General features: G+C 64.7%; 11 protein-coding genes. 7 read left to right on the forward strand and 4 right to left on the reverse strand.

Annotated elements, in window-relative coordinates; all coding sequences use genetic code 11:
* The gene (nirB, locus tag A9W99_RS02250) at positions 1–2,550 is read right to left on the reverse strand and encodes a nitrite reductase large subunit NirB (RefSeq protein ID WP_082929782.1); all 2,550 of its coding nucleotides are present in this window, start codon (positions 2,548–2,550) and stop codon (positions 1–3) included.
* 215 nt (positions 2,551–2,765) lie between these two features.
* On the opposite strand from nirB, the gene A9W99_RS02255 reads away from it, so the two are divergent.
* Positions 2,766–3,206, forward strand: coding sequence for an Hsp20/alpha crystallin family protein (locus tag A9W99_RS02255; protein WP_067373486.1), 441 nt, complete (start codon positions 2,766–2,768; stop codon positions 3,204–3,206).
* Positions 3,207–3,353: 147 nt separating this feature from the next.
* Here A9W99_RS02255 and A9W99_RS02260 read toward each other — a convergent pair whose 3' ends face one another.
* On the reverse strand, positions 3,354–4,124 hold the full coding sequence (locus A9W99_RS02260; protein ID WP_067372750.1) for an isocitrate lyase/phosphoenolpyruvate mutase family protein: 771 nt from the start codon (positions 4,122–4,124) through the stop codon (positions 3,354–3,356).
* A gap of 60 nt (positions 4,125–4,184) precedes the next feature.
* Between A9W99_RS02260 and A9W99_RS02265 the strand changes: the two genes are divergently transcribed.
* From A9W99_RS02265 to A9W99_RS26750, 5 genes are all read left to right on the forward strand, one after another.
* Positions 4,185–4,481, forward strand: coding sequence for a hypothetical protein (locus tag A9W99_RS02265; protein WP_067373489.1), 297 nt, complete (start codon positions 4,185–4,187; stop codon positions 4,479–4,481).
* Positions 4,482–4,559: 78 nt separating this feature from the next.
* On the forward strand, positions 4,560–5,381 hold the full coding sequence (locus A9W99_RS02270) for a hypothetical protein (RefSeq protein ID WP_067372753.1): 822 nt from the start codon (positions 4,560–4,562) through the stop codon (positions 5,379–5,381).
* 38 nt (positions 5,382–5,419) lie between these two features.
* Positions 5,420–7,348: a fumarate reductase/succinate dehydrogenase flavoprotein subunit gene (locus A9W99_RS02275; RefSeq protein WP_067372756.1), complete on the forward strand. Its 1,929-nt coding sequence runs from the start codon at positions 5,420–5,422 to the stop codon at positions 7,346–7,348.
* The gene (locus A9W99_RS02280) at positions 7,348–8,094 is read left to right on the forward strand and encodes a succinate dehydrogenase/fumarate reductase iron-sulfur subunit (protein ID WP_067372758.1); all 747 of its coding nucleotides are present in this window, start codon (positions 7,348–7,350) and stop codon (positions 8,092–8,094) included. Before A9W99_RS02275 ends, A9W99_RS02280 begins: the two co-directional genes overlap by 1 nt.
* 53 nt (positions 8,095–8,147) lie before the next feature.
* Positions 8,148–8,303, forward strand: a complete 156-nt coding sequence (locus tag A9W99_RS26750) for a hypothetical protein (RefSeq protein WP_172828790.1) — start codon at positions 8,148–8,150, stop codon at positions 8,301–8,303.
* Here A9W99_RS26750 and A9W99_RS02285 read toward each other — a convergent pair.
* A complete protein-coding gene (locus A9W99_RS02285; RefSeq protein WP_067372761.1) occupies positions 8,300–8,791 on the reverse strand; it encodes a flavin reductase family protein in 492 nt (163 codons plus the stop codon). The two genes, A9W99_RS26750 and A9W99_RS02285, sit on opposite strands and share 4 nt — an antisense overlap.
* A gap of 6 nt (positions 8,792–8,797) precedes the next feature.
* Positions 8,798–9,823, reverse strand: a complete 1,026-nt coding sequence (locus A9W99_RS02290; RefSeq protein WP_067372764.1) for an isopenicillin N synthase family oxygenase — start codon at positions 9,821–9,823, stop codon at positions 8,798–8,800.
* 197 nt (positions 9,824–10,020) lie between these two features.
* Between A9W99_RS02290 and A9W99_RS02295 the strand changes: the two genes are divergently transcribed.
* Positions 10,021–11,856: an acyl-CoA dehydrogenase gene (locus A9W99_RS02295; RefSeq protein ID WP_067372767.1), complete on the forward strand. Its 1,836-nt coding sequence runs from the start codon at positions 10,021–10,023 to the stop codon at positions 11,854–11,856.
* Positions 11,857–12,101 lie beyond the last annotated feature (245 nt).

Below are 12,101 nucleotides of genomic sequence, written 5' to 3' on the forward strand. Positions count from 1 at the left end.
TTACGATCTGACTCGCGGAATACCAATGGGCACAGGCACTTTGCGCCCTTCACGTTCAGTGAAGGTCACTGTGGAGTCGACGGCGTCCGGCGCATTGACGAAGGAGACGAACCGCGACAGCTTGTCCGGATCCTCCAGCACGCCCTTCCATTCGCACTTGTAGTTCTGCACATGCCGTTGGATTGCGGCCTCGAATTCGGCGGCCAGGCCCAGCGAGTCTTCGCAGACCACCTCGCGCACGTGATCCAGCCCAAGCGATTCGACCCACGGCGCGGTGCGCTGCAACCGGTCGGCCGTCCGGATGTAGTACATGAGGAACCGGTCGACGTAGCGGATCAGTGTCTGGGTGTCGAGGTCACTGGCCAAGAGCTGGGCGTGCTTGGGCGTCATGCCGCCGTTGCCGCCGACGTAGAGGTTCCAGCCCTTTTCGGTGGCGATGACGCCCACGTCTTTTCCACGTGCCTCGGCGCACTCCCGCGCGCAACCTGAGACGCCCAGCTTGAGCTTGTGCGGGGCCCGCAATCCGCGGTAGCGCAGTTCCAAATCGATGGCCAACTGCACCGAATCCTGTTGGCCGTAGCGGCACCAGTCGCTGCCCACGCAGCTCTTGACGGTGCGCAACGCCTTGCCGTAGGCGTGGCCGGATTCCATACCGGCGTCGACGAGCCGCTTCCAGATGGCGGGCAGCTGATCCACCCGGGCTCCGAACATGTCGATCCGCTGGCCACCGGTGATCTTGGTGTACAGGCCGAAATCCTGTGCGATCTGGCCGATCACGATCAGGTGCTCCGGCTTGATGTCACCGCCGGGCACCCGCGGCACCACCGAGTAGCTGCCGTTCTTTTGTATGTTGGCCAGGAAGTGGTCGTTCGAATCCTGCAGCGACGCCTGCTCTCCATCGAGGATGTGGTCCGAGCCGGTCGAAGCCAGGATCGAAGCGACGACGGGTTTGCAGATGTCGCAACCCTTTCCGCGGCCGAAGCGCTCCAGCAACTCGGAGAACGTCCGGATCTCGGTGGCCGAGATTATCTGGAAAAGCTCTGCCCGCGACTGGCTGAAGTGCTCGCAGAGTGCCTTGGACTGTTCCACGCCTTCGGCTTCCAGCAACTGCTTGAGCAGTGGCACACAAGAGCCGCACGACGTGCCGGCCGCGGTGCATGCCTTGAGCGCCGCGACGTCGCCGCAGCCGTCGCCGATCGCGCACTTCAGGTCACCCTTGGTGACGTTGTTGCAGGAGCAGATCTGCGCCGAATCCGGCAGCGCCCCAATACCCAACGCAGACGCGCCGTCACCCGAGCCGGCCGGTGCGATCAACGCCAGTGGATCCCCCGGCAATTCGCTGCCGACCATCGGCCGCAACACCCCGTACGACGACGCATCGCCCACCAGGACGCCACCGAGCAGTGTCTTGGCGTCGTCGGACAGCACCAGCTTGGCGTAGGTCCGGTTCACTGCGTCATTGATGACAACTTCGAGGCAATTCTCGGTTGCGCCCATCGCGTCGCCGAAGCTCGCGACGTCGACGCCCAGCAGTTTGAGCTTGGTCGAAAGATCCGCCTCGGGAAACTCCGCGGCGCCGTCCAGCAGCTGGTCGGCCACCACTTCGGCGCTGGTGTAACCGGGTCCGACCAGGCCGTAGCAGCGGCCCTCGATCGCCGCGACCTCGCCGACCGCGTAGATGTCGGGATCGCTTGTCCGGCAGGATAGATCGGTGAGCACGCCGCCGCGGTCGGCGATCGTCAACCCGGCCGCTCGCGCCAATTCGTCGCGGGGTCGGATACCGGCCGCGAATACCACCACACCGGCATCAATGACCTCACCGTCGGTGAGTCGCACTCGCACCGACTGCGAACCGTCCGAATGTGCAACGGAATCAATCGATTCGGTGCCCGTCCCGACGTGCACCGCGATTCCGAGGTCTGCGACCATCCTGGCCAGCAGTGCCCCGCCGGCCTCGTCGATCTGCTGGGCCATCAATCGCGGCATCATCTCTATGACGTGCGTGTGTAATCCGAACTGGCGCAGGGCATTCGCGGCTTCGAGTCCAAGCAGTCCACCGCCGATGACAACGCCCGCCCCGACCTGGCCGGCCGCCACAGTGCGCTGGGCGCCGGCGCGGATCGCGTCCAGGTCGTCGAGCGTGCGATAGACGTGGCAGGGCGGCAGGTCGTGGCCCGGCACCGGCGGGACGAATGCGTATGACCCGGTGGCGAGCACCAGGGCGTCGTAGCTGTGTCGCAGACCGTCGGCGGTGACCACCGACTTTGTGGCGCGGTCGATTTCGGTGACGCGCGTGCTCAGCAGCAGCCGGACCATCTCGTCACCGGCATAGTCGTTGCCGGGCAAGGCCAGCAGGCCCCGCTCCCAGCTCTCGGTGTAGGAGGTCAGACCGACACGGTCGTAGGCGGCGTCTGCCTCCTCCGCCAGCACGGTGACCCGCCACGAGCCATTTGCGTCGCGGGCGCGAAGCGCCTCGACCAGTCGATGGCCCACCATGCCGTGCCCGACCACGATCACGTGGCGGGCTGCTGACTTTCCGGCTGGGGCCATGAAAAGCAGGGTAGGGGTCTGAAATTAAGGAAAAGGCGCTCAATGTGACGCCCGTATGACGACGTCCTCACACCTCACAGCGACCTGTGTGACAGTGTTCTCTGACGGCGAACTGGCAGGTGGAACTTCAGTGCGGTCGACTCAAGTTTGTATTGGTAGCCGGCCGGCAAGGCGCCGGCCACAGCAAACTCACAAGCAAGCATAAGGAGATGTCCATGAGCAACCTCGCATTGTGGTCCCGTCCAGCCTGGGACACCGACCGGTGGCTACGCGACTTTTTCGGCCCGGCCGCCGCGACGGACTGGTTCAAGCCCGTGACCAGCGGCTTCAACCCGGCAGCCGAGATCGTCAAGGACGGCGACGACGCGGTGGTCCGCGTGGAACTGCCTGGTGTCGATGTCGAAAAAGACGTCAACGTGGAGGTGGACCACGGTCGCCTGGTGATTCACGGCGAACACCGCGACGAGCACGCCGAGGAAGGAAACGGCCGGGTTCTGCGTGAGATTCGTTACGGATCCTTCCGCCGGTCCTTCCAACTGCCCGCGCATGTCACCAGCGAGGCGGTTACTGCCTCCTACGACGCCGGCGTGTTGACCGTCCGGGTCGCCGGCGCCTACACCGGGACGCAGGCGAAGCGCATCGCCATCACGAAGTAATTTCGCGGCTGATCCGGCGAGGTCCCGACGACCTCGCCGGATTGTACTTTCGTTGTGAAACCTAGGCTTTCATCGTGAAACCGGGGCGAAAAATCGCCGGATCGGCGCCGTGGCTGCACCGAAAGCCGTGGCTTCACACCCAACGCCTCAGCGCCAGCGGGCCAGCAGTTCCTTGGCCCGGGCAGCCAGCGCGTATTGCAGGAAAGGCCCGAAGCTGATCCGGCCGACGCCCAGCGGCCCGAACGACGCCAGGTCGTCCTGGTCGGGCAGTGCGATCGCGTTGACCGGCAGCGGCAGTTCAGTGGTCAAGCGCCGCAACGTATCCGGGTCATGGCGCCCCACGGGATAGAGAACATCCGCACCGGCCGCCGCGGCCTCGGCCAGTCGCGCCACCGCTCGCTCAACCCGGTCTGCGTCGTCACCGTCCTTGCGCACAAACAGGTCCGTGCGGGCGTTGATCACGACGTGCACTCCGGCGGCATCGGCCGCCGACCGCAGCCCGGCCACCAGGTCGGCGTGCTCGGCGGACGACCGCAGGCGTCGGCCTTCGGAGTGCACAGTGTCCTCAATGTTCAGTCCGACCGCGCCCACCCTCAGCAGGCCGTCGATCAGGCGTTGCGCCGACAACCCGTAGCCCGATTCGACGTCCACCGACACCGGAACGTCGACCGCGGCGGTGATCTGCGCGACCCGGGTGAGCAAATCCTCGAACGACATGCCCTCGTTGTCCGGCTTGCCGACCGAATCGGCCACCGGATGACTGCCCACCGTGATCGCAGCAAACCCGGCGTCCACGGCCAGGCGGGCCGACCAGGCGTCCCACACCGTCGGCAGCACGACCGGGTCTCCCGGCCGGTGCAGTGCTAGCAACGCGAAAGCACGGTCGGCTGGTGTGGTTTGACCCGGCGGTGACCCCATGCTGTGGATAGTATCGAGGTAGTACTGTGATCCGTACCACCGTCTGTGCTAGGAGATCCGTTGTCCGCCACTACTGAACTCGCCGAACTGCACGACCTCATCGGCGGCCTGCGGCGGTGTGTGACCTCGTTGAAGATTCGCTACGGCGACAGTCCGGCGATGCGCCGCATCGTGATCGACGCCGACCGAATCCTCAGCGACGTCGAATTGCTCGACACCGACATCACCGAATTGGATTTGGACCGGGCTACCGTGCAGCAATCGGGCGACAAGATCGCCATTCCCGACACCGACTACGACCGCGACTTCTGGCGCGACGTCGACGACGAGGGTGTCGGAGGTCACAGTCGGTACTGACACGTAAGCCCGCCTAAAAAGGTGGGGTTTCGTCTGTGTACCCTTCGTCGAGACAGCCCGTTCGAAGAGGAACACTAGATGAGCGCACCCACGGCGAACCGTCCTGCGTCCGGCGTCTTCTCGCCTGGTCGCGCCCAAATTCAGCAACGGACGCTGCGCACCGACCGCTGGTGGCAGGCCCCGCTGATCACCAACATCGGTTTGTCCGCCTTCCTCATCTACGGCGGCACCCGCGCGATGCTCGGCCGCGACTACTGGGTTGACAAATACCATTACCTGACACCGTTCTACTCACCGTGCGTGAGCGAGTCCTGCGTGCCGGGTTCCAGTCACCTGGGTGTCTGGTTCGGTCACTTCCCGTGGTGGATTCCGTTGGGAATGCTGGTATTACCGTTCTTGCTCGGATTCCGCATCACTTGCTACTACTACCGCAAGGCCTACTACCGGTCGGTGTGGCAGTCGCCAACCGGCTGCGCGGTGCCCGAACCGCGGGTCCACTACACCGGTGAGACGAAACTTCCGCTGATCATCCAGAACAGCCACCGATACTTCTTCTACTTCGCGGTGGTGGTCTCGTTGATCAACACCTACGACGCAATAATGGCGTTCCACTCACCGTCGGGCTTCGGATTCGGTTTGGGCAACGTCATTCTCGTCACGAACGTGATCCTGCTGTGGATTTACACGTTGTCGTGCCATTCCTGCCGTCACGTCGCCGGCGGTCGACTGAAGCACTTCTCGAAACATCCGGTCCGGTACTGGCTGTGGACGCAAGTCAGTCGGATCAACACCCGGCACATGCAATTCGCGTGGATCACGCTGGGAACCCTGGTGATCACCGACTTTTACGTCATGCTGGTGGCCAGCGGCGCCATCACCGACTTGAGATTTGTTGGCTGATAAGCCATTTCATTGATCGGCAAAATTAGCGAGGTTTCATGGTTGAGGTCGAACGGCACTCCTACGACGTAGTCGTGATCGGTGCCGGCGGCGCTGGGTTGCGCGCGGTCATCGAGGCGCGCGAACGCGGCTTGAAGGTCGCCGTGGTGTGCAAATCCCTGTTCGGTAAGGCCCACACGGTGATGGCCGAAGGCGGCTGCGCGGCCGCGATGGGCAACACCAACCCGAAAGACAACTGGAAAACCCACTTCGGCGACACGATGCGGGGTGGAAAGTTCCTGAACAACTGGCGGATGGCCGAGCTGCACGCCAAGGAGGCGCCTGACCGCGTCTGGGAGCTGGAGACCTACGGCGCGTTGTTCGACCGCACCAAAGACGGCCGGATCAGCCAGCGCAACTTCGGTGGGCACACCTATCCCCGGCTCGCACACGTCGGCGACCGTACGGGCTTGGAGCTGATCCGCACCATGCAGCAGAAGATCGTCTCGCTGCAGCAGGAGGACTACGCCGAACTCGGCGACTACGAGGCGCGCATCAAGGTGTTCGCCGAATGCACGATCACCGAGCTGCTCAAGGACCACGGCGCCATCTCCGGAGCGTTCGGCTACTGGCGCGAGAGCGGCCGGTTCGTGGTGTTCGAGGCGCCCGCCGTGGTGCTGGCCACCGGCGGCATCGGCAAGTCGTTCAAGGTCACCTCGAATTCCTGGGAGTACACCGGCGACGGTCATGCGCTGGCGCTGCGGGCCGGGGCGACGCTGATCAACATGGAATTCGTCCAGTTCCACCCGACCGGCATGGTGTGGCCGCCCAGTGTGAAAGGGATCCTGGTCACCGAGGGTGTTCGCGGTGACGGCGGAGTGCTGAAGAACTCCGAGGGCAAGCGGTTCATGTTCGACTACATCCCGCCGGTGTTCAAGGGCCAGTACGCCGAGACCGAACAAGAGGCCGACCAGTGGCTCAAGGACAACGACTCGGCCCGCCGCACCCCGGACCTGCTGCCCCGCGACGAGGTCGCGCGCGCGATCAACTCGGAGGTCAAAGCCGGACGCGGCAGCCCGCACGGCGGCGTCTTCCTCGACATCGCCTCACGGTTGACACCCGCAGAGATCAACCGGCGCCTGCCGTCGATGTATCACCAGTTCAAGGAGCTGGCCGGGGTCGACATCACCAAGGAGCCGATGGAAGTCGGCCCCACTTGCCACTACGTGATGGGCGGGGTCGAGGTTGACGCCGACACCGGAGCGGCCACCGTCCCCGGCCTCTTCGCGGCCGGCGAATGCTCCGGCGGGATGCACGGCTCGAACCGGCTGGGCGGCAACTCCCTGTCGGACCTGCTGGTATTCGGCCGGCGCGCCGGCCTGGGAGCCGCCGACTACGTGCGCGCGCTGAGCAGCCGCCCGACGGTTTCACCGGAAGCCATCGACGCCGCCGCCGAAGTGGCGGTGAAACCTTTCGAGGGCCCGGCCGACGGCTTGGCAGCGGAGAATCCGTACGCGCTGCAACTCGACCTGCAGCAGGTGATGAACGACCTGGTGGGCATCATCCGCAAGGAGGACGAGATCACCAAGGCGCTGACCCGGTTGAACGAGTTGTGGACGCGGTACCAGAACGTCCAGGTCGAGGGGAATCGTCAATACAATCCCGGCTGGAACCTCGCCCTCGACCTGCGCAACATGCTGCTGGTGAGCGAATGTGTGGCCAAGGCAGCACTGGAGCGCACCGAGAGCCGCGGCGGGCACACCCGCGACGACCACCCGGGCATGGACGCCAACTGGCGCAATACCCTGCTGGTGTGCCGGGTCGGGTACGGCGACACGAGCGATTCGCGCATCATCATCACCCGCGAGCCACAGGTACCGATGCGGCCTGACCTGCTTGAGCTCTTCGAGATCTCCGAGTTGGAGAAGTACTACACCGACGAGGAGCTGGCCGACCATCCGGGACGGACCCCGAGGACGGAGAGCTGATGAGCTACAACGCGAGCCTGCGCGTATGGCGCGGCGACGAAAGCGGCGGCGAGCTGCGCGACTTCACCGTCGAAGTGAACGACGGCGAGGTCGTGCTGGACGTCATCCTGCGCCTGCAGCAGACCCAGACGCCCGACCTCGCGGTCCGCTGGAACTGCAAGGCGGGCAAGTGCGGGTCGTGCTCCGCGGAAATCAACGGCAAGCCCCGATTGATGTGCATGACCCGGATGTCGACATTCGACGAGGACGAAACCGTCACCGTCACCCCGATGCGCACCTTCCCGGTTATCCGTGACCTCGTCACCGACGTGTCGTTCAACTACGAGAAGGCGCGCGAGATCCCGTCGTTCGCGCCGCCCAAGGAGCTGCAGCCCGGCGAATACCGGATGGCGCAGGTCGACGTGCAGCGCTCACAGGAGTTCCGCAAGTGCATCGAGTGCTTCCTGTGCCAAAACGTCTGCCACGTGGTCCGCGATCACGAGGAGAACAAGCAGGCATTCGCCGGCCCGCGCTTCCTGATGCGCGTCGCCGAGCTGGAAATGCATCCGCTGGACACCCTGGACCGGCGCAACCAGGCGCAGGACGAGTTCGGCCTGGGCTACTGCAACATCACCAAGTGCTGCACCGAGGTGTGCCCGGAAAACATCAAGATCACCGACAACGCGCTGATCCCGATGAAAGAACGGGTCGCCGACCGCAAGTACGATCCGGTGGTATGGCTAGGTAACAAGCTGTTTCGCCGCTGAGGCGAGGCCGTCAGCCCGGCGTAGGTCGGCGAAGCATCGGCTACCCGGAAACCATGCAGGAAGCCACGAGTATCAACGACATTCGAACGGCGATCCGGGAATTGTCGGTCCGCGCCGACCTGGCACACAAGGAAGGCCGCGAGTCAGACGCCGCGGAGATCGAGCGGCGTATCCAGGGCTACCGAGAAGAACTCGGCCGCCGTCCCTAGCCGGTAACCAGTCGGCGAAAAGCGCTGCGGTGAAACACGATCGGTGCCACCTCGGCATCGACGGTGACCTGCCTGACCCGCAGCACGACGATGGTGTGATCCCCTGCCGGAATCATCTGCTCGATCGCACTTTCCAGCCAGAGACCGGTGCCTTTGATGAACACCGCTCCGGACTGATGGGACACCGTCTCCAAGCCCGCGAACCGGTCCCCCGTCTTGGCGGCCAAGGTCCGCGCGGCTTCGTCGTGCGCTTCGCCGAGCACACTGATGCCGAGCATCGGGACGTCCTTGAGCTTCGGCCACGTCGTCGAGATGTTCTGCACACAGAACGAAACCAGCGGGGGGTCCAGCGAGACCGGGACGAAGGTGCTGGCCGCCAAGCCTTCCCGCACCCCGTTCACCTCGGCCGCGATAGCCACTACCCCGGACGGGAAGTGGCCGAACGCCTCACGCAGTGACGACGGTGTCAGATTGCTGTTCGAATTCACCGGAGTTCATTCGCCCCTCGAGCCGAGAACGGGATTCTCGGTTTGGAGCCTACCGGGTGCATATCCGTGCGCGGCAGCCACATCGGGGTGCGCGCGCAATCGGCTCTTCCAGGCGTTGCGGCCGTAGACGGCGAAGATCGGGTCCGACGGGTCCGGCCGCATCCCGCCCCGCGCGGCCAGCTCGGTAGGCAGCGACAGCACCGGTATCCGCGCGTCCAGCCTGGGATTGAAGAAGTACGCCACCGCAAGCCGCTCGGCGGCCGGGGAGCGCAGGTTCACCCGGTGTTCGGTGGCGCGCAGGTAGCCGCTGGTCGCGACCTCGAGCAGCTCACCGATGTTGACGACGAACGCCCCGTCCAACGGCGCCACGTCGATCCATTGCCCTGAAGCGGGCAGACGCACCTGAAGTCCGCGGCTGCCCGGTTCGGCCAACAGCAGCGTCAGCACTCCCGAATCCTTGTGCGCGCCAACGCCTTGCGCGCTGGGCGTTCGCGCCGGATACCGGATCACCTTGATCAGCGTGGCGGGCGCCTCGGCGAACGCCGCGTCGAACATGTCGGGCGGACTGCCCAGCGAAACCGCCCAGTGACGCAGCAACGTTCGGGCCACACGCGACAGCGCGGCGTCCCATTCCGCGATGACGCCGGGAAGTTCCGGCAGCGCCGCCGGCCACTGGTTGGGCCCCTGCAGCCACAGGTAGTCCGGCTTGCCGGGCCCTCCGATTGACGGGCGTTGCGGCCCCACGTCGATCTGCTCGCGCCAGTCCACCTCGCCGCGGGTCAGCTCGCCACCGAGTCGGGTGTAGCCGCGGAAATGGGGGCTTTTCACCATGGCGATCGCGTCTTTGTCTGCCTGCGGCAGCGCAAACAGCCGTCGCGCCGCACCGAGCAGCTTGTTCACCAGCGCCGCCGGCACCCCGTGGCCGGTCAGGTAGCAGAAACCCACCTCGTGGGCGGCCTCGCGCAGGCCTTGGCGCAACCCGCCGGGCTCGCCCCGCAGGTCGATCACCGGGAGGGCCGTGACGCTCACCACACTCCTCACGCGGTCCCATCGCCGCAGGTCAAAAGACTGGTAGCGAGTTCCCAACCGGTTGGTTAGTTAGATAGTGAAATTTAGCTCACATTAACTTGCGTTGGACTGTCCGACGGATATAGTTTAGCGGTGTTACTGGTGGGTAACTTAGCCCTAGTGCCCAACCACAAGTGGCATTCTCAACGAGGAGGAATGTAGTGAGCCACTACAAGAGCAACGTCCGCGACCAGGTATTCAACCTGTTTGAAGTCTTCGGCGTTGACAAGGCTTTAGGCGAAGGCGAGTACAGCGATCTGGACGCTGATGTCGCGCGCGAAATGCTCTCAGAGATCAGTCGACTCGCCGAGGGACCAGTGGCTGAGTCGTTCGTCGAAGGCGACCGCAACCCGCCAGTTTTCGATCCGGCCGCCCACTCGGTGACGTTGCCGGAGTCGTTCAAAAAGTCCGTTCGCGCGGTTATCGACGGCGGCTGGGACAAGGTCGGCCTCGACGAGGAGCTCGGCGGCACCCCGGCGCCCAAGGCCCTGCTGTGGGCTTTGCACGAGCACATCCTGGGCGCCAACCCCGCGGCCTGGATGTACGGCGGTGGCGCGGGTTTCGCGCAGATCTTCTACAACCTGGGCACCGAGGAGCAGAAGAAGTGGGCGATCATGGCCGCCGAGCGCGGCTGGGGATCGACCATGGTGCTCACCGAGCCGGACGCCGGCTCCGATGTGGGCGCCGGACGGACCAAAGCCGTCCAGCAGGAGGACGGCTCCTGGCACATCGACGGTGTCAAGCGATTCATCACGTCAGCCGATTCCGGCGATCTGTTCGAGAACATCTTCCACTTGGTGCTGGCCCGCCCGGAGGGCGCCGGCCCGGGCACCAAGGGGCTGTCGCTGTTCTTCGTACCCAAGTTCCTGTTCGATTTCGAGACCGGCGAGCTCGGTGAGCGCAACGGTGTGTTCGTCACCAACGTCGAGCACAAGATGGGTCTGAAGGTATCGGCGACATGTGAACTGTCGCTGGGCCAGCACGGCGTGCCCGCGAAGGGCTGGCTGGTCGGCGAGGTGCACAACGGTATTGCCCAGATGTTCGAGGTCATCGAGCAGGCCCGCATGATGGTCGGCACCAAGGCCATCGCGACCCTGTCGACTGGCTACCTGAACGCGCTGGAATACGCGAAGTCCCGGGTGCAGGGCGCGGACCTGACCCAGATGACGGACAAGACCGCGCCGCGGGTGACCATCACGCATCACCCCGACGTGCGCCGGTCCCTCATGACCCAGAAGGCCTACGCCGAGGGTCTGCGTGCGCTGTACATCTACACCGCGACGTTCCAGGATGCCGCGGTCGCCGAGGCAGTGCACGGTATCGACGCCAAGCTGGCGGCCAAGGTCAACGACCTGATGTTGCCGGTGGTCAAGGGCGTGGGCTCCGAACAGGCCTACGCGAAGCTCACCGAGAGCCTGCAGACCTTTGGTGGTTCGGGCTTCCTGCAGGACTACCCGATCGAGCAGTACATCCGTGACGCCAAGATCGACTCGCTGTATGAGGGCACCACGGCCATTCAGGCGCAGGACTTCTTCTTCCGTAAGATCATCCGCGACAAGGGCGTGGCGCTTGCGCACGTGGCGGGCGAGATCCAGCAGTTCGTCGACAGCGAGTCCGGAAACGGTCGGCTGAAGATGGAGCGCGAGGTGCTGTCCAAGGCGCTGGTCGACGTCCAGGCCATGGCGGCTTCGCTGACCAGCTACCTGATGGCTGCGCAGGAGGACGTCACCAGCCTGTACAAGGTGGGGCTGGGTTCGGTCCGCTTCCTGATGAGCGTCGGCGACCTGGTCATCGGCTGGTTGTTGCAGCGTCAGGCCGCGGTGGCGGTGGCCGCGCTCGACGCCGGCGCCAGCGGTACCGAGCGGTCCTTCTACGAGGGCAAGATCGCGGTCGCGTCGTTCTTCGCGAAAAACTTCCTGCCGTTGCTGACCAGCACTCGCGAGGTTATCGAGACGCTGGACAACGACATCATGGAGCTCGACGAGGCTGCCTTCTAAGCCGGCCTGCGCTTTCGCAAAAGTTCCCCCGCTTCCACGCTGAAGCGGGGGAACTCGCGTTTATCGACGAGTTGACAAAAGACCGCCGCTGGATCCCCTCACTCCAGCGGCGGTCCGTTCCAGACGCCCGTCTCCGCTGACCGGCGATCGTGTGTAGGGAAGCCCCGTATTGCCGTCGGGGTCGGGGGTCTGACCACAACACGGGGCTATCCAATCCCCAAATACCCGTTCATCTGGTTTATTAA

This window comes from Mycobacterium sp. 1164966.3 (genome assembly GCF_001665395.1).
Lineage (GTDB): Bacteria > Actinomycetota > Actinomycetes > Mycobacteriales > Mycobacteriaceae > Mycobacterium.